The 18453-nt window shown below is 60.3% G+C and carries 17 protein-coding genes; 15 read left to right on the plus strand and 2 right to left on the minus strand.

Features of this window, described 5'->3' with window-relative positions:
• Positions 1-69 precede the first annotated feature (69 nt).
• The 3 genes from U5A05_RS21835 to U5A05_RS21845 are packed head-to-tail and all read left to right on the plus strand — an operon-like array spanning position 70 to position 2812.
• Positions 70-858: an ABC transporter ATP-binding protein gene (locus U5A05_RS21835; RefSeq protein ID WP_261739921.1), complete on the plus strand. Its 789-nt coding sequence runs from the start codon at positions 70-72 to the stop codon at positions 856-858.
• Positions 855-1805: an ABC transporter substrate-binding protein gene (locus U5A05_RS21840; protein ID WP_261739922.1), complete on the plus strand. Its 951-nt coding sequence runs from the start codon at positions 855-857 to the stop codon at positions 1803-1805. Before U5A05_RS21835 ends, U5A05_RS21840 begins: the two co-directional genes overlap by 4 nt.
• On the plus strand, positions 1802-2812 hold the full coding sequence (locus U5A05_RS21845; protein ID WP_261739923.1) for a FecCD family ABC transporter permease: 1011 nt from the start codon (positions 1802-1804) through the stop codon (positions 2810-2812). Before U5A05_RS21840 ends, U5A05_RS21845 begins: the two co-directional genes overlap by 4 nt.
• On the opposite strand, the gene U5A05_RS21850 is transcribed toward U5A05_RS21845, so the two are convergent.
• Complete coding sequence (locus U5A05_RS21850; RefSeq protein ID WP_321834803.1) at positions 2809-6240, minus strand: DUF4329 domain-containing protein; 3432 nt, start codon at positions 6238-6240, stop codon at positions 2809-2811. The two genes, U5A05_RS21845 and U5A05_RS21850, sit on opposite strands and share 4 nt — an antisense overlap.
• A 361-nt stretch (positions 6241-6601) precedes the next feature.
• On the opposite strand from U5A05_RS21850, the gene urtA reads away from it, so the two are divergent.
• From urtA to U5A05_RS21910, 12 genes are all read left to right on the plus strand, one after another.
• The gene (gene urtA, locus U5A05_RS21855) at positions 6602-7867 is read left to right on the plus strand and encodes an urea ABC transporter substrate-binding protein (protein ID WP_261739925.1); all 1266 of its coding nucleotides are present in this window, start codon (positions 6602-6604) and stop codon (positions 7865-7867) included.
• Between the two features lie 148 nt (positions 7868-8015).
• On the plus strand, positions 8016-9518 hold the full coding sequence (urtB, locus tag U5A05_RS21860) for an urea ABC transporter permease subunit UrtB (RefSeq protein WP_321834807.1): 1503 nt from the start codon (positions 8016-8018) through the stop codon (positions 9516-9518).
• Positions 9518-10597 carry an urea ABC transporter permease subunit UrtC gene (gene urtC, locus U5A05_RS21865; protein WP_261739927.1) on the plus strand — a complete coding sequence of 360 codons (1080 nt, stop codon included), beginning with the start codon at positions 9518-9520 and terminating at the stop codon, positions 10595-10597. Before urtB ends, urtC begins: the two co-directional genes overlap by 1 nt.
• Positions 10594-11439: an urea ABC transporter ATP-binding protein UrtD gene (urtD, locus tag U5A05_RS21870; RefSeq protein WP_261739928.1), complete on the plus strand. Its 846-nt coding sequence runs from the start codon at positions 10594-10596 to the stop codon at positions 11437-11439. The genes urtC and urtD overlap by 4 nt, the downstream gene beginning before the upstream one ends.
• A gap of 138 nt (positions 11440-11577) precedes the next feature.
• Complete coding sequence (urtE, locus tag U5A05_RS21875) at positions 11578-12276, plus strand: urea ABC transporter ATP-binding subunit UrtE (protein ID WP_321834809.1); 699 nt, start codon at positions 11578-11580, stop codon at positions 12274-12276.
• Positions 12277-12309: 33 nt separating this feature from the next.
• Positions 12310-13149: an urease accessory protein UreD gene (locus U5A05_RS21880; protein ID WP_321834811.1), complete on the plus strand. Its 840-nt coding sequence runs from the start codon at positions 12310-12312 to the stop codon at positions 13147-13149.
• Positions 13150-13287: 138 nt separating this feature from the next.
• Positions 13288-13590 carry an urease subunit gamma gene (ureA, locus tag U5A05_RS21885; protein WP_261739931.1) on the plus strand — a complete coding sequence of 101 codons (303 nt, stop codon included), beginning with the start codon at positions 13288-13290 and terminating at the stop codon, positions 13588-13590.
• 9 nt (positions 13591-13599) lie between these two features.
• Complete coding sequence (locus U5A05_RS21890; RefSeq protein ID WP_261739932.1) at positions 13600-14133, plus strand: GNAT family N-acetyltransferase; 534 nt, start codon at positions 13600-13602, stop codon at positions 14131-14133.
• Positions 14130-14663, plus strand: a complete 534-nt coding sequence (locus U5A05_RS21895; RefSeq protein WP_261739933.1) for a GNAT family N-acetyltransferase — start codon at positions 14130-14132, stop codon at positions 14661-14663. The genes U5A05_RS21890 and U5A05_RS21895 overlap by 4 nt, the downstream gene beginning before the upstream one ends.
• Positions 14660-14968 (plus strand): urease subunit beta, encoded by a 309-nt coding sequence (locus U5A05_RS21900; RefSeq protein ID WP_321834814.1) that lies wholly within the window; start codon positions 14660-14662, stop codon positions 14966-14968. Before U5A05_RS21895 ends, U5A05_RS21900 begins: the two co-directional genes overlap by 4 nt.
• Positions 14969-15121: 153 nt before the next feature.
• Positions 15122-16822, plus strand: a complete 1701-nt coding sequence (gene ureC, locus U5A05_RS21905) for an urease subunit alpha (RefSeq protein WP_261739935.1) — start codon at positions 15122-15124, stop codon at positions 16820-16822.
• A 105-nt stretch (positions 16823-16927) separates the two neighbouring features.
• Complete coding sequence (locus tag U5A05_RS21910; RefSeq protein ID WP_321834815.1) at positions 16928-18070, plus strand: sensor histidine kinase; 1143 nt, start codon at positions 16928-16930, stop codon at positions 18068-18070.
• A gap of 78 nt (positions 18071-18148) precedes the next feature.
• Here U5A05_RS21910 and U5A05_RS21915 read toward each other — a convergent pair whose 3' ends face one another.
• Positions 18149-18451, minus strand: a complete 303-nt coding sequence (locus U5A05_RS21915) for a chaperone modulator CbpM (protein ID WP_321834816.1) — start codon at positions 18449-18451, stop codon at positions 18149-18151.
• Between the last annotated feature and the right edge of the window lie 2 nt (positions 18452-18453).

An 18453-nucleotide genomic window follows, 5' to 3' on the forward strand; every position in this document is an offset into this window, starting at 1 on the left:
CCCCTCTCCCTCCGGGAGAGGGGACGGTTTGAGGGGCTTTTGATTCTTCGAGAACACAACCGGATATTTATGACCCGCCTCACCCTCACCCAACTCGCCTGGACCCCTCTGGGCCATGGCCATTGTCATCACCAGTTCCAGCTGCGTGATGCCAACCTGCACGTCGCGGCAGGTGAGTTTGTGGGGTTGATCGGGCCCAACGGCAGCGGTAAAACCAGCCTGTTGCGCTGTGCCTATCGCTTCAGCAAACCCGAGGCAGGCGCGGTCCACCTCGGCCCGCACAGCCTCTGGCAGCAATCACCGCGCTGGTGCGCGCAACGCATTGCCGTGGTGTTGCAAGAATTCCCTGACGCCTTTGGCCTGACCGTCGACGAAGTGGTCGCCATGGGCCGCACCCCGCACAAAGGCCTGTTCGACGGTGATACCGAAGCCGATCGCCAACTGGCCCGGAACGCGCTGCAGTCAGTCGGCCTCAGCGGCTTTGAGGACCACGCCTTCGCCACCCTCTCGGGCGGTGAAAAGCAACGGGTGATCCTCGCCCGCGCCCTGGCCCAGCAGCCCGAACTGCTGATCCTCGACGAGCCGACCAATCACCTCGACCCGCGCTATCAGCTGGAGTTGCTGCAGTTGGTCAAACGCCTGAACATCGGCACCTTGGCCAGCATCCACGACCTCAATCTGGCTGCCGCATTTTGCGACCGCCTGTATGTGATCGACCACGGCAAAATCATCGCCAGCGGCACTCCACGCGAGGTGCTGACCGTCGAACTGCTGCGCGATGTGTTTGGCGTTGCGGCTTTGATCGACGATCACCCGCTGTCCGGCTACCCGCGCATCACCTGGATAACCCGACCATGAAGCTGACCTCCCTTGCACTCGGCCTTTGCATTTTGCTGGGCGCCCAACTGGCCCAGGCCGACGCCACGAAATACCCGCTGACGATCAAAAGCTGCAACCGTGACGTAACCTTCAACCAAGCGCCGAAACACGCGGTCAGCCATGACATCAACATGACGCAGATGATGCTCGCCCTGGGCCTCAAGCCGCGCATGGCTGGCTACAGTGGCATCAGTGGCTGGAAGGCGGTAACTCCCGAGATGAAAGTGATCCTCGACGGCTTGCCGGAACTGGCGAGCAAATATCCCTCGGTTGAAACCCTGCTCAATGCCAACGTCGATTTCTTCTTCGCTGGCTGGGACTACGGCATGCGCGTGGGCGGCGACTTGACGCCGCAAACCCTGACCCCGCTGGGCATCAATGTTTATGAGCTGACCGAGTCCTGCGCCTTTGTGATGAAACGCCCACCCGCCAGCATGGAAGACACCTACAACGACCTGCGCAACCTGGGCAAAATCTTCGACGTACAAGAGCGCGCCAATACGTTGATCGCGAAAATGCAGGTAAAAATCGCCGAGGTGCAAAAGTCCCTGCCCGCCACGAAGCCGCGGGTGTTTCTATATGACAGCGGCGAAGACCGCGCCATGACCTCGGGCAAACTGGGCATCCCTCATGCGCTGATCGAAGCCGCCGGCGGCAACGATATCCTCAGCGACATCGACGCCAGCTGGACCCGCATCAACTGGGAAACCGTGGTCGAGCGCAACCCCGAAGTCATCGTGATCGTCGATTACAGCGAAGTCAGCGCCGAACAAAAACAGCGTTTCCTTGAAACCAATCCGGCCCTGCAATCGGTGGACGCGATCCGCAACAAGCGCTTTATCGTCATTCCCTACGTGCAAGCCACACCGGGCATCGACAACGTGCTGGCGATAGAAACCCTGGCCAAAGGTTTCCACCCACAATGATGGCTCGCCGCTACGCCCTGTTGCTGATCGGCCTCGGCGCATTGCTGCTGGTGTCGTGCGTGGTGTCACTGGGCTTTGGCCCGGCGCGGGTGCCGGTGGAGGTGGTGTGGCACATTTTGCTGAGCAAATTGTTCGGCATTGGCGAGGTGAACTGGAGCGCAGGCCAGGAACATATCGTGTGGCTGATCAGGGTGCCGCGCATGTTGCTCGGGGCCTTGGTCGGCGCCGGGCTGGCGTTGATCGGTGCGGTGCTTCAAGCCGTGACACGCAATCCATTGGCCGACCCGCACCTGCTCGGCGTCACCAGCGGCGCCACCCTGGGTGCGGTGATTGTGGTGCTGCATGTGGGTGAAATCGTCGGCCTGCTGACCTTGCCCATCGCTGCCTTTATCGGCGCCCTGTTGAGCATGCTGCTGGTGCTGGCCATCGCCAGCCGTCACGGCCGGCTCGACAGCGACCGCCTGCTGCTGTGCGGTGTGGCCGTGTCGTTTGTAATGATGGCCGTGGCCAATACCCTGCTGTTTCTGGGCGACCATCGCGCCAGCTCCGCCGTGCTGTTCTGGATGCTCGGCGGCCTGGGGTTGGCACGCTGGGAACTGTTGGCCATCCCCAGCGCCAGCGTGCTGCTGGGGCTGGTGTTATTGCTCGGCATGGCCCGCCCGCTGAACGCGCTGATGGCGGGCGAACAGACCGCCGTCACCCTCGGTTTGAATGCGCGCAACGTGCGCCTGCGGGTGTTTCTGATCGCCTCGCTGATGACCGGCGTACTGGTGGCCATCAGCGGCTCGATCGGCTTTGTCGGCCTGATGATCCCGCACATCGCCCGGCGCTTGGTGGGCGCCGAGCATCGGCGTTTGCTGCCTGTATCGGCACTGCTGGGTAGCGTGTTTCTGGTGTGGGTCGATGTGGCGGCGCGCACCCTGATCGCCCCCGAGGACCTGCCCATTGGCGTGGCCACGGCGGCGATTGGCGGCCTGTTTTTTATTGGCTTGATGCGCAAGCGTTAAAGCTCGTCACGCAGGGGGCCGACTTTCAAGTCTGCCACTGGCAGGCCCGGCGTCGTGCCCTCGTAATCGAATGCCTCGGGCTGAGCCCGAACTGTGTGCCCTGAAGCAATAATCCCGGCAAGTGGCCAACTGCTGCTGGTCACCAAAACATGCATCCCGCCAGAATTGAGTACATGGGTCAGCATATCGCTGGGCAGCATGTTCACTGGCGTCGCCTGACTGTTCTCTTCGAAATACCCCAAGGCTGACCAGCCATCGCCAATCACTGTGTTGCACAGCTGGAACCTGGCCTCCTGGCTCCCCCGCCAATACCTCAAAAGCCCACCATCGTCGGTCGACACATACAGGTAAGCGACTCCCAGCCCCCTGAGGTCCAGGGTATGGGTGGCGTAACAGATATCTTCCGGCCATGGGATGTTACGCAACAGCAGGGTTTCAACTTCTCCCGCAGCATTGCGGTTACGCATATCGCGCGAGAAATACAGGCTGGCCAGCTTGAATCCTTCGGGCAGCACTACCCTGGGCGAAGACGCACCGGGAGTGACGCGATGAGTTTCAAGCAGGGTTTCTGCGATATTTACCGGCTCGCCATTTACCACCGGGTCGAGCGCTACGTAAGTGTTGTAAGCCGGGTGGTGCAAAATCCCCCCAAGGATATTGAGGGTATGGGGTTGTTTGATCTTGCCATGTACATAACGGGCCGCATCGTTTGGATAGCTGAACACCGGGCTCGCGGGAAACTGTCTGATCGAACGCTCGGGCCTGCCCCCGACTTGCGCACCAAAGGGTTGCCAGCCGCCCGATACCGGGCCGGCATGGGCCCAGACCCCATTGGTTACCAGCACCTCAAGACGCCCCGCCATTGCTACCTGGCGCACATATTCAACGGGCGTCAGCCTACGCGCGGTCAATTGGTCCAGCAGCACTTGCCCGGCGTTTTTGAATATTCCCGCAGACAATTGGGTCGCATCCAGAGCGCTGGCAAACCGCAGCAAGGCCCCGTCTGCGGTCGAGATATACAGGACCGAATTGCCCCCCAAAAAATCGGTCTGGCTCTGGAGATTGATCGCCAGCTGCAAGCCCTTGACCAGATCCAAAGGTGAAATAAACCCTTCGTAAACCCGCTTGTCGGGGAGATGGCCCGGCAGGTCGATCTGCCCGGGCGCTGCCACATACACCGCCAACGGTTTAAAACCCGCAGGCAGTTTGTAGCTGCCGGTCAGATCATCCCGCTGATACAGCCGATCCATACTGAAGTCGCCGCCCTCCAGCGCCAGCGTCGTCACATACTCCTCGCTGTGAGTGCTGCGCAGGACCAGCCCGTACTGACCGGACTGGCGGGCGCCCATCTGTTCATGGACATGGCGCACGGCGTCTTCCGATTGCGCAAAAACCGGGCTCAGTGCCGGCGGTTGCACTGCCTGCCCACTGTCGATTCCAGGCCGCCATCCATCTGTAATTTTACCGGGGCTACCCCACAGGGCACTGCCAACCACAAGTTGCAAATCCCCGGTTTTGGCCACAAGCGCGATGTACTCGCTGGGCTTTTTCGAGTTGCCGCGCATGGCCATTGCCATCGTGTTGTGCCGCACGCGTTCGGGATGGTCAGCAGGAGGTGCGAGCTGCGCCCCAAGCACGGCTTCCTGGGGTGAGCCGCTGGGGGTGTACTTGAGCAAAGCACCGTCCTGCGCTGAAAAATATCGGATTGCGGCCCAGTCACGATTGCGGATTGCGTCGTAAACCTCATGGGGCTCAAGCATGTTGCGAAACAGTTTTTCTTCATCTTTTGAGCGCCATAATTGCAACGGATGCACACGGTGGCTGTGATAGACCGCCACCACAGAACAGCCCGCAGGCACGAACCTGGCCAACTCGGTCGGGTACACCATCGAGGCGTCAAAAGTCTCGTTTTTGCCCTTCAAGGGTTCAGTCGCGACAAAACGGTTATCCAGCCGCTGGTAGATCAAGCCGCCATAGACACTGGCTGTGCGACTGGCTATTTGTTTGTGGGCGTAGCGGGCAGCATCGTCCGGGGTGACAAAGGACGGCCCCATGTCTCGACGGTAAAACCCTTCATAGGGTTCCCAGCCAGCATCAACCCGGCCTTCAGAGCGCCACAGGTCACTACTGTGCAGCACGCTCAACTCACCCGCACCGGCCAGCTCACGAATACAGGTTGTCGTTTTATAAACGCCCCCCAGCATGTCACGCAAAATGGCCAGGCCTTGGCCCTCGCCTTCGGGCAACCGGGCCAGAAATTTCTGTTCGCTCGAGGCAAAGGTCGATACGTATTTCAACAGCGCGCCGTCGCGGGTCGAGATATACAGCGCCAGCGACCGTTTGGCCCCTACTCCCGCCAGCGACCGGACCGCCTCAATACCTTTGGCCAGGGTTTGCGGGTATACGAAATTTTTGAAAATCGACACTTCTTCGGCGGGCATAAGGCTGGGGTCGCGATAAAAGCCATCGCTGCAATAAACCCCAATCAAGTCAAACTGCTCAGGAAATCGCAGCCTGCCTGCCGTGTCACGACCGAAGATGCGCTGCAATGCAAAATCCGTTTCGCCGGTAACCGGCTCAGAAGCGATGAAAAACCCCACCCCCTTGCGCTTGAGAATCACCCCATAAAGGCTCTCGCTGGTTTGATGAATGCGCGCCCTGACATCCTTGAGCGCCAGCTCCGCGCTGCGGAATGTCGGGCCAAAGGCAGGCTGGGCAATGATGACCGGCGCAATATCCTGCAGGGCCTTGGGCGTGAATGGCCGGTAATCGGCGCCCAGCACCCCGAGTTTTCCGTCCCAGACTTCGCTGGACTGGATCACGCTCAGGTCACCGGCTGCCGCGGCGGCCTCAACAAACCCCACGGCGCTGTTGAAGGTTAAAATCCCCTTGCTCGAATCCTCGCCGATACGCACTGCCAATGCTCGTTCCCGAGCTGATCCGCTGGCGACATATTTGATCAGTGAGCCATTGACCCCCGACAAATAGTGCACCCGCGCAAAATAGGCATTCTGACTGTTGAGCAATACATCAATGTTGGAAAAGAAATTCACTGCGATATGTACCTGCGACTCGGTCCAGCGCCCGAAGCCACGCTTCAACGCGTCATAGTTATCCGGGTGCGAGTGATACAAGGCATAACAGGTGTAACCAGAGGGCTGGATAAAGTGGCCTTGCGGGTTGGTTGAGATCACCAGTGTCGGATCGAAAGCACCGGTTTTGCCTTTTACCGGGCGGGTCGCATAGTAGAAGCCCTGCGCGTCTTTCAAGATGACGCCGCCATATTCGGCCGAGCGAAAATCACCAATCAACCGATGAGCGAACCGGGCGGCATCATCGGCGCTGACAAAGGCCGGACTCAACGCCGGGAGCCGGGCCGTTATAGCGGGTCGGGCAAGCCGTTTTTCGCGGTTGCGAGGAGTGTTCATGGCTGTGCTTCCTTGATTAAAAAGGGCGGGCTCAGACTCGGCAGTTGTACGGTCTTGTCACGGGACAACTGATCTGAAAGTTCCATTTGGCTTTTCTCTGGATAGAGGGAAGCTTCATCCTTCGCCGGTACCTCGATGGATCGGTATTAACTAAATATTTCCCTGCCCTGGTGCACGCAGCACCAAGGCAGCGCACGCCGTGCACCCACCTGCCTTTAAAGCCCCCACTTGGTGCGCGAGCACGCCTTTTTTTCGCGCAAAGCCCTGTTGCAGAACCTTTTTCCCATCACGGCACACCCCTTGCAAATACCTTCAGGTATTCGGATCGACACTAAAAAATCAGATACCTGGAGATCGCACCATGAAGCGTCGCAGCTTGATCAAAGCTTTCACCCTTTCGGCCTCGATTGCCGCCATGGGTATGTCCTGGACCCTTCAGGCTGCCGAGACCATCAAGGTCGGCATTCTGCATTCGCTGTCCGGGACCATGGCGATCTCTGAAACTTCACTTAAAGACATGGCGCTGATGACCATCGACGAGATCAACGCCAAGGGCGGGGTCAACGGCAAGATGCTCGAAGCGGTCGTGGTCGATCCGGCATCCAACTGGCCGCTGTTCGCGGAAAAGGGTCGCCAGTTACTGACCCAGGATAAGGTGGCCGTGGTGTTTGGCTGCTGGACGTCGGTGTCGCGCAAATCGGTATTGCCGGTATTCGAAGAGCTCAACGGCCTGCTGTTCTACCCGGTGCAATACGAAGGTGAAGAGATGTCACCCAACGTGTTCTACACCGGGGCTGCGCCCAACCAGCAAGCGATCCCGGCGGTTGAATACCTGATGAGCGAAGATGGCGGCAGCGCCAAGCGCTTTGTATTACTGGGTACCGACTACGTTTACCCGCGCACCACCAATAAAATCCTCCGTGCCTTCCTGCACTCCAAAGGCGTAGCCGACAAGGATATCGACGAGGTCTATACCCCGTTCGGCCACAGCGATTACCAGACCATCGTGTCCAACATCAAAAAATTCTCGGCGGGCGGCAAAACCGCGGTGATCTCCACGGTCAACGGCGACTCCAACGTGCCGTTCTATAAAGAGCTGGCCAACCAGGGCCTGAAGGCCACCGACGTTCCGGTCATCGCGTTCTCGGTGGGCGAAGAAGAACTGCGCGGTATCGACACCAAACCGTTGGTGGGCAACCTGGCGGCGTGGAACTACTTCCAGTCGGTTGAGAACCCGGTCAATGAAAAATTCGTCGCCGACTGGAAAGCCTACGCCAAGAAGCACAACCTGCCGGGCGCTGACAAAGCGGTAACCAACGACCCGATGGAAGCTACATACGTGGGCATTCACATGTGGGCCCAAGCGGCAGAAAAAGCCAAGTCCACCGATGTCGACAAGGTTCGCGAAGCGCTGGCCGGCCAGACCTTTGCCGCGCCATCGGGCTACACCCTGACTATGGACAAGACCAACCACCACCTGCACAAGCCGGTGATGATCGGCGAGATACAGCCTGACGGTCAGTTCAGCGTGGTCTGGCAAACCGAAGGCCCGGTCCGCGCCCAGCCGTGGAGCCCATACATTCCTGGCAATGACAAAAAGCCGGATTACGCGGTGAAGAGTAACTAAGCCCCGCCACACTTTTTTGTCTGGTGCGATCAATGTGGGAGCTGGCTTGCCTGCGATGCAAACAACTAGGTGTATCTGATACACCGCAGCGATGCCATCGCAGGCAAGCCAGCTCCCACAACGTCCGTGCATGATCAGGACATTTGTTATGCCTACTGCCCTCTACCGCCTCATTCTGGCGTTGCTGCTGTTGCTGCCATTGGCCGCCAACGCCGATGACGCCAGCGACTTCGCCGTCGCCAACAACAGCCAGCAAGCCCAACTGCTGGAAAGCTGGGCGGCACAACCCGTTCCTGCCCGCATCGAACTGATCATCAGCCTGCAACAGGGCCAGCTCACCGTCGATGGCCAAACCAAAACCCTGCGCCTGAACAACCGCCTGCGCGGCCTGATCGATACGGCGCTGGCCAGTCATCAGTTGCTGGCAGCCGATCCGACGCTGCGCTTGAGCGCGGCACAACAGCTGCAAAAGTCCGCAAAGCCTGCGCAACTCAAATTCCTCGACCAGCAACTGGCTGGCGAAAGCGACAGTGATGTACATGCGGCACTGAGCCTGGCGCTGGCCAATCTGCAACTGGTCGATGCCGACCCGGCCGTGCGTCTGGCCGCCGTGCGCCTGCTTGGTGAAACCGGCGAGCCACTGGCTCGTACCCGCCTTGAAGCCCTGCTGCAACCGGGTGTCGAAACTGATGCCACGGTGCACACCGCAGCCGAAACCAGCCTGGCGCAAGTCAAACGCAAACTGCTGATCGGCGACCTGTTGGGGCAGGCTTTCAGCGGCTTGTCCCTGGGTTCGATCCTGCTGCTGGCGGCCCTCGGCCTGGCTATCACCTTCGGCCTGCTGGGCGTGATCAACATGGCCCACGGCGAAATGCTGATGCTGGGCGCCTATTCCACTTACTGCGTGCAGTTGCTGTTCCAGCGTTTTGCCCCCGGTGCCATCGAGTACTACCCGTTGCTCGCATTGCCGGTGGCGTTCTTCGTCACCGCGGTTGTGGGCATGGTGCTGGAGCGCACCATCATTCGTCACCTCTACGGCCGACCGCTGGAGACCCTGCTCGCGACCTGGGGTATCAGCCTGATCCTGATCCAACTGGTGCGGGTGATGTTCGGTGCGCAAAACGTCGAAGTGGCCAACCCGGCCTGGCTGTCGGGCGGGCTGCAAGTGCTGCCTAACCTGGTGCTGCCGTACAACCGGCTGGTGATCATCGTTTTCGCCTTGGCCGTGGTGTTCCTGACCTGGCTGCTGCTGAACAAAACCCGCTTGGGCCTCAACGTGCGCGCCGTGACCCAGAACCGCAACATGGCCGCCTGCTGCGGCGTACCCACCGGGCGCGTGGACATGCTCGCCTTCGGCCTGGGCTCGGGGATCGCCGGGCTGGGCGGCGTGGCCTTGAGCCAGGTCGGCAACGTCGGCCCGGACTTGGGCCAGGGCTACATCATCGACTCGTTTCTGGTGGTGGTACTGGGCGGCGTCGGGCAACTGGCGGGCACGGTTTACGCGGCCTTCGGCCTGGGTATCGCGAACAAGATTCTTGAACCGCAGATCGGCGCCGTACTGGGCAAAATCCTGATCCTGGGGCTGATCATTCTGTTTATCCAGAAGCGTCCGCAAGGGCTCTTCGCGCTAAAAGGACGGGTGATCGACTGATGAATCAGCCTCTGATGGTCACTGCTGCACAAAAAGCCGGCCCCAGGCTCACAACCCTGGCGGGCGCCTTGATTCTGCTGGTGCTGCTGGCATTGCCGCTGCTCTCGCTGCTGCCCGCCGACAGCCCATTCCAGGTCTCGGCCTATACCCTGACGCTGGTGGGCAAGATTCTCTGTTACGCCATCGTCGCGCTGGCGCTGGATCTGGTGTGGGGCTACGCCGGGCTGCTGTCCCTGGGCCACGGCTTGTTCTTCGCCCTGGGCGGCTACGCAATGGGCATGTACTTGATGCGTCAGGCCTCGGGCGATGAGCTACCGGCATTCATGACCTTTTTGTCCTGGACCGAATTGCCCTGGTACTGGGTCGGCACCGAGCATTTCTGGTGGGCCATGTGCCTGGTGGTGCTGGCCCCCGGTTTGCTGGCGCTGGTGTTCGGCTTTTTCGCCTTTCGCTCGCGGATCAAGGGCGTGTACTTCTCGATCATGACCCAGGCCCTGACCTTCGCCGGGATGTTGCTGTTTTTCCGCAACGAAACCGGTTTTGGCGGCAACAACGGCTTTACCAACTTTCGCAGCATTCTGGGCTTTGGCATCACCGAGCCCGGCACCCGCGCTGCGTTGTTTTTCGCCACCGTGCTGTTACTGGTCGTCAGCCTGTTTCTCGGCTGGCGCCTGGCGCGCAGCAAGTTCGGCCGCGTACTGACCGCCCTGCGCGATGCGGAAAACCGCCTGATGTTCTGCGGCTACGACCCGCGCGGCTTCAAGCTGTTTGTCTGGGTGCTGAGCGCAGTGCTGTGCGGCCTGGCCGGGGCCTTGTATGTGCCTCAAGTGGGCATCATCAACCCCGGTGAAATGTCGCCGACCAACTCCATCGAGGCTGCGGTATGGGTCGCCTTGGGCGGTCGCGGCACCCTGATCGGCCCGCTGCTGGGCGCAGGGGTGGTCAATGGCATGAAGAGCTGGTTCACCGTGGCCTTCCCTGAGTATTGGCTGTTCTTTCTGGGGGCGCTGTTTATCGTCGTGACCCTGTACCTGCCCAAAGGCGTGATCGGCCTGCTGAAGAAAAGGGCCGACCAATGAGGCATTTCATGCTCGAACCTATCCTCGAACCAAACAAGGACGCAGGCAGCAGCCGCGATGCTATCGGTCTGGGCAAGGCCGCCGGTTCGGGGCTCAATACCCGTCACGGCACCATCCTTACCCTGGAAGATATCAGCGTCAGCTTCGATGGTTTCAAAGCGCTGAATAACCTCAACCTGTATATCGGCGTGGGCGAACTGCGCTGCATCATCGGCCCCAATGGCGCGGGCAAGACCACGATGATGGACGTGATCACCGGCAAGACCCGCCCCAGCGCAGGGCAAGCCTGGTTTGGCGAAACCCTCGACCTGCGCCAGATGAGCGAGGTGCAGATTGCGCAATCGGGAATCGGCCGCAAATTCCAGAAGCCCACGGTGTTTGAAGCCCTGAGCGTGTTTGAAAATCTGGAGCTGGCGCAAAAAACCGACAAGTCGGTATGGGCCAGCCTGCGCGCCAAGCTGAGTGGCGAGCAGAAAGACCGTATTGGCGAAGTGCTGCACACCATCCGCCTGACTACCTCGGCCCATCGACCGGCCGGGCTGTTGTCCCACGGCCAGAAACAGTTTCTGGAGATCGGCATGCTGCTGATGCAGGACCCCCAACTGTTGCTGCTGGATGAGCCGGTGGCGGGCATGACCGACGCTGAAACCGAGTTCACCGCAGAACTGTTCAAAAGCCTGGCAGGCAAGCATTCGCTGATGGTGGTGGAGCACGACATGGGCTTTGTCGGCTCGATTGCCGACCACGTCACCGTGTTGCACCAAGGCAGTGTATTGGCCGAAGGCTCGCTGGAGCAGGTGCAGGCGGATGAACGGGTGATTGAGGTTTATCTGGGCCGCTGACGAATACCTGTAGCCGCTGCCGCAGGCTGCGATAAGGCCCGCAGGGGCTTCAAACACTTCAAGAACGCGACCGCTCGCGTTCAATCGCAGCCTGCGGCAGCGGCTACAGGTTCGGTGCAGTTAAAAAGGAATCCAAACATGCTTCAAGTCGAAAAACTGCATCAGTTCTACGGCGGCAGCCACATTCTGCGCGGGCTGTCCTTCGAGGTAAAAGTCGGCGAGGTCACCTGCCTGCTGGGCCGTAATGGCGTGGGCAAAACGACCTTGCTCAAGTGCCTGATGGGTTTGCTGCCGGTCAAGGAAGGCGATGTGCAGTGGGAAGGCCAAACCATCACCACACTCAAGCCTCACCAGCGGGTACACGCCGGGATCGCTTACGTACCTCAAGGCCGGGAGATCTTCGGACGCCTGACGGTAGAAGAAAACCTGCTGATGGGCCTGTCGCGCTTCCCAGGCAGCGAGGCCAAAGAGGTGCCTGCGTTTATCTACGAACTGTTCCCGGTATTGCTGCAAATGAAGCATCGACGTGGCGGTGACCTGTCCGGCGGCCAGCAACAACAGTTGGCCATCGGCCGTGCCCTGGCCAGCCGCCCGCGCTTGCTGATCCTCGACGAGCCCACCGAAGGCATCCAGCCCTCGGTGATCAAGGAAATCGGCGCCGTAATCAAAATGCTCGCCGCACGCGGGGACATGGCGATTTTGCTGGTGGAGCAATTTTATGATTTTGCCGAAGAATTGGCCGACCAGTACCTGGTGATGTCGCGGGGCGAAATCGTGCAGCAAGGCCGCGGTGAAAATATGCAGACAGAGGGTGTGCGCGGGCTGGTTACGATTTAATCTTCGACGTTCTCTATGCGAAAAGTCCTACATATGAACTTACCCGCCAACACTGCATTGTTCACCCCCAGCTGGCATGCCGAGCTGGAGCTGGGCTATGGCCGTTTTGGCGACAGCACGCGCCCTGTCCTGCGCCGCCACCTTGGCCCGCTGCGGGTGCAGAAGCACCTGTACCCCGAAGGCCCTGAAGTTTGCCAGCACATCATCGTCCACCCACCGGGCGGGATTGCCGGTGGCGACCAGCTGAATATCAGCGCCAGTGTCGGCCCCGGTGCCTGGGCACAACTGACCAGCCCCGGCGCGGCCAAGTGGTATCGCGCAGCGGGCCCTGCCTATCAGAACGTAAGCTTGAAAGTGGCCGCAGGTGCGACCCTCGAATGGCTACCGCAAGAAACCATCGTGTTCAGCGCCGCCCAGGCCGAGCTCACCACCCGCATCGACCTTGAAGGCGATGCGCGGCTGTTTTACTGGGACATGGTAGCGCTGGGACGACTGGCCAGCGGCGAGCGTTTTGAGCGCGGGCACTTTCAATCGCGGCTGGATATTCGCCGCGATGGCCAGTTGCTCTGGCATGAGCGCCAGCGCATTGTGGGTGGCGACGGGTTGCTGGATTCACCGATAGGCCTGGACGGCAACCCGGTGTTCGCCACCTTGCTGGTGACAGGTGAAATCAGTGCCGAGCTGCTGGAAACCTGTCGCTCGCTGCCCAATCCGGTGCGCGGTGACTTGACCCAATTACCGGGTTTGCTGGTAGCGCGCTGTTTGGCGGGTGAAGCCTTGCAGGCACGGGCCTGGTTGATCGACTTATGGCGTTTGCTGCGCCCGGCGTTGCTGGGGCGCGAGGCGCTGGCACCGAGGATCTGGAGTACTTGAGAACAATGCAATTCAACTGTGGGAGCGGGCTTGCTCGCGATGCAGACACCGCGGTCGGCCAGTGAATCCGCGGTGATGCCATCGCGAGCAAGCCCGCTCCCACAGGGCACTTTTAACTTATTTGATACGGACTCCATCATGGACCTGACTCCACGCGAAAAAGACAAGATGCTGATCTTCACTGCCGGCCTGCTGGCTGAGCGGCGGTTGGCCCGCGGCGTGATTCTCAACTACCCGGAAGCCATCGCCTATATCTCGGCAGCCCTGCTCGAAGGCGCCCGCGATGGCCGCACCGTCGCCGAACTGATGCATTACGGCACCACCCTGCTGACTCGCGAGCAGGTGATGGAAGGTATCCCGGAAATGATCCCCGATATCCAGGTCGAGGCTACGTTCCCGGATGGCACCAAACTGGTCACTGTCCATCAACCCATCGCCTGAGGCTGCACCATGTCTTACGTTATTCGTGATGCCGTCGCGGCTGACCTGCCTGCGATTCGCGATATCTACAACGATGCGGTGCTCAACACCCTCGCCATCTGGAACGAACAAACCGTCGACCTGGACAACCGCCAGCAATGGTTTAACGCCCGTCAGGCCCAGGGCTATCCGATTCTGGTGATCGTCGACGCCGCCAATATCGCCCTGGGTTATGCCTCCTTTGGCGACTGGCGCCCGTTTGAAGGCTTCCGCCACACCGTCGAGCACTCGGTGTACGTCCACCCCGAGCAACGCGGCAAACGCCTTGGCCCGCAGTTGCTGACTGAACTGATCAACCGCGCCAGGGCCTGCGACAAACACGTGATGGTTGCGGCTATCGAAAGCGCCAACGCGGCTTCGATCCATGTGCACAAGCAGCTTGGTTTTGTTACCAGCGGGCGTATGCCACAAGTGGGAATCAAGTTCGGGCGCTGGCTCGACCTGACTTTTATGCAACTGATGCTCAACCCCGGCGCACTGCCACCCAAGGAGCCCGTGCAATGAACAGCGAACAGGTGGTGCGCGTCACGGCGCAGAGCTTTGCCCAATACCGCGAAGACCTGATTGCGCTGCTGCTCGACGCCGTGCAGCACGGTGCATCGGTGGGTTTTATGAACGACCTTGATCAACCCCAGGCTAGCCGCTACTTCAACGAGGTTCACGCGCAACTGGAGCAAGGCAACCTGCTGCTGTGGGTTCTGGTCGAAGATCAGCGCGTGCTGGCCAGCGTGCAACTGATCCTGTGCCAAAAGGCCAATGGCCTGAACCGCGCTGAAGTGCAAAAACTGCTGGTACTCAATGAAGTCCGCCGCCGCGGGTTAGGCCAGGTACTGATCCACGCTCTGGAGCAAGGCGCACGCGAACAGAAACGCGGGTTGCTGCATCTGGACACCGAAGCAGGCTCACCCGCCGAGAACTTCTACAGTGCGCTGGGTTATACCCGCGTCGGCGAACTGCCCAACTACTGCCAAAGCCCCAACGGCCATTACAGCCCGACCGCCATTTACTTTAAAACCCTGAGTGAGCCGCAATGATTCCAGGCGAATATCGCATTGAATCGGGTGAGATCGAGCTGAACGTCGGCCGCCGCACCTTGAGCCTGAGCGTGTCCAATCGTGGCGACCGCCCGATCCAGGTGGGCTCGCACTATCACTTTTTCGAAACCAACGACGCCCTGCTCTTTGACCGTGGCGACAGCCGCGGCATGCGCCTGAACATCCCGGCGGGTACGGCGGTGCGTTTCGAACCGGGGCAGACCCGTGAAGTGGAACTGATAGAGCTGGCTGGACTGCGCCGGGTGTTCGGCTTTGCCGGGCGGATCATGGGGGATCTGGATTGACCACAACACATCTTCCCCCTGTGGGAGCGGGCTTGCTCGCGATGGCATCTACACGGTTGTGCTGAAAGACCGCGTTGCCTGAATCGCGAGCAAGCCCGCTCCCACAACAGGTTTTCGGCGTTAACGATTCGTCTTAATTTTCAGGAACGCACAATGAAAATATCCCGTCAGGCCTACGCCGACATGTTCGGCCCCACCGTGGGCGACAAGGTTCGTTTGGCCGATACCGAGCTGTGGGTCGAGGTTGAACAGGACTTCACCACCTATGGCGAAGAAGTGAAGTTTGGCGGCGGCAAGGTGATTCGTGACGGCATGGGCCAAAGCCAGTTGCTGGCCAGCGAGGTGGTCGACACGCTGATCACCAACGCGCTGATCATCGACCACTGGGGCATCGTCAAAGCCGATGTGGGCCTGAAAAACGGCCGGATTCACGCCATCGGCAAAGCCGGCAACCCGGATATCCAGCCCAATGTGACCATCGCGATTGGCGCCAGCACTGAAGTGATCGCCGGTGAAGGCATGATCCTTACCGCGGGCGGCATCGACACCCATATCCACTTCATCTGCCCGCAGCAGATCGAAGAGGCGCTCAACAGCGGCGTAACCACCATGATCGGCGGCGGCACCGGACCTGCCACCGGCACCAATGCCACCACCTGCACCTCGGGCCCGTGGCATATGGCGCGCATGCTGCAAGCCGCTGACGCATTCCCGATGAACATGGGCTTTACCGGCAAGGGCAACGCCAGCCTGCCGCAGCCGTTGATCGAGCAGGTCGAAGCCGGGGCCATCGGTCTCAAGTTGCACGAAGACTGGGGCACCACACCAGCCTCCATCGACAACTGCTTGAATGTGGCCGATCTGTATGACGTGCAAGTGGCGATTCACAGCGACACTTTGAACGAATCGGGCTTTGTCGAAACCACTCTGGCTGCCTTCAAAGGTCGCACCATCCACACCTATCACACCGAAGGCGCCGGCGGCGGGCATGCCCCGGACATCATCAAGGCCTGCGGCCTGGCCAACGTGCTGCCCAGCTCCACCAACCCGACCCGACCCTTTACCCGCAACACCATAGACGAACACCTCGACATGCTGATGGTTTGCCATCACCTCGATCCGAGCATCGCTGAAGACGTGGCCTTCGCCGAAAGCCGCATTCGCCGCGAGACCATCGCCGCCGAAGATATCCTGCATGATCTCGGTGCGTTCTCCATGATCAGCTCCGACAGCCAGGCCATGGGCCGGGTGGGCGAAGTCATCACGCGCACCTGGCAGACCGCCGACAAGATGAAAAAACAACGCGGCCCGCTGGCCGAAGATACCCCGGGCAACGATAACTTTCGCGCCAAGCGCTACATCGCCAAGTACACCATCAACCCGGCGATCACCCACGGCGTAAGCCATGAGGTGGGCTCTATCGAGGTGGGCAAGTGGGCTGACCTGGTGCTGTGGCGTCCAGCGTTTTTCGGGGTCAAGCCGACGCTGATTCTCAAGGGCGGGGCGATTGCCGCCAGCTTGATGGGCGATGCCAACGCCTCCATCCCGACGCCGCAACCGGTTCACTACCGGCCAATGTTCGCCAGCTACGGCGGCTCGCGCCATGCCACTTGTCTGACGTTTATCAGCCAGGCCGCCTTTGACGCAGGCGTACCTGCGGCCCTGGGTTTGCAAAAACAGATTGCAGTGGTCAAAGGTTGTCGCGATGTGCAAAAAACCGATCTGATCCACAACGGCTATTTGCCCACTATCGAAGTCGACCCGCAGACCTATCAAGTCAAGGCCGACGGCGTGCTGCTGTGGTGCGAACCCGCCGATGTGCTACCGATGGCACAGCGCTATTTCTTGTTCTGACCCCCCCGTGTTTGCAGGAGGTTGGCGGCTGTATTGAAAAGACCCGTTTGGCGCTAAGATGCGTCACCTTTCAATACAGCCGCTCTTGCAGCAAGGTTCGTGGCCATGCGCCTATCAGAATTCATCGTGCACAATGTTGACCGTATCGTCGATGAATGGGAGCAGTTTGCCGAAACCATCACGCCCGCGGCTGAATCCATGAACAGCCTGGCGCTGCGCGACCATGCCAAAGAGATCCTGCTGGCCGCATCGCGGGACATGAACACCGCGCAAACCGCCAGCGAGCAGCAGGCCAAAGCCGAGGGCGAAGGGCCCGAAACCAGCCCGGCCCTGGATGAAGCTGCTGCCAGCCACGGCGAGCTGCGCCATACCGTGGGTTTTGATCTGGTGCAGATGACCTCGGAGTTCCGCCACTTGCGCGCCTGCGTGATTCGCCTGTGGGTCGCCAGCATCGACACCCCGGCCCTCTCCCACATGCAGGACATGATCCGTTTCAACGAAGCCATTGATCAGGCGTTGGCAGAGTCCACGGCAGCCTATGCCGAGCAGGTCAGTCGCTCGCGGGACATCTTCCTGGCCATTCTCGGTCACGACCTGCGCGCGCCGCTGCAGGCCGTTAGCATGTCCACCGAAATGCTGGAGCGCAAAGCCAGGCTCGATGCCGATGCGCAGACTTATGTACGGGCAATCAAAACTGGCGCGCGCCATATGGGCGCAATGGTCAACGACCTGCTGGAATTTGTGCGCAGCCGCTTGGGCAGCAGCCTGCCGATAGAGCCCAAGGCCATGGATCTGGCCCTCGCCTGCCAGGTAGCTCTGGATGAAGCCTGCGCCGGGCAGCCCGACTGCGCTCCGACATTGCACGTAGAGGGCGACGTGCAGGGCCATTGGGACCCGCGCCGGTTGGGGCAAATGCTGCAAAACCTGATCGGCAACGCACTGCAACATGGCGCCCGCAGGGGCAAAGTGACACTCACCCTGAGCGGGGATGGCGATGAAGTGACCTTGCGCGTCCACAACCTGGGCCAACCCATTGCCGAGGACGCGATTGCCACTTTGTTCGACCCACTGGTGCGCAGCCCGAGCGAAGACATCAGCCAGCCGGGTACGTCGACCAGCCTGGGGCTGGGCCTGTTTATCATCAAGGAAGTGGTGGACGCCCACCAGGGGCGCATTGACGTGATTTCGACCGAAGCCGAGGGCACGACGTTTACCGTGGTGCTGCCCAGGAACGTTAAGGCTGTGTAGCCACTGACGAGGCACGAAGGCTGCGAGCGCTTGGGGGCACTTCGCAGCCCCATCGCAGTCTTCGTGCCTCGACAGCGGCTACATCACAAACCGTCCCAGTTGCTGCTTCAGCCGCTGGTTTTCAGCGCGCAACTGCTGCACTTCCTCGAGCAGGTCCAGCGCCAGGGCGACGCCTTCCCATTCCATTTGCAAATCATCCCGCAGCTTGGCCGCACGCCTGGCGATGACCAGTTCGTAGTCTTCAAAGCGCCACGCGTCTGGCGTGCGGCCCTGAGGTTCGATAATTCCGTGTTCGACAATCTCTATCACGTAAGTGGCCGAGATATTGGCCTCTTCGCAGAACCTTTCCATGTCCAGCTGAACGATCAGGGTGCTGCTCATGA

Source organism: Pseudomonas kulmbachensis (genome assembly GCF_963681935.1).
GTDB classification, from domain to species: domain Bacteria; phylum Pseudomonadota; class Gammaproteobacteria; order Pseudomonadales; family Pseudomonadaceae; genus Aquipseudomonas; species Aquipseudomonas kulmbachensis.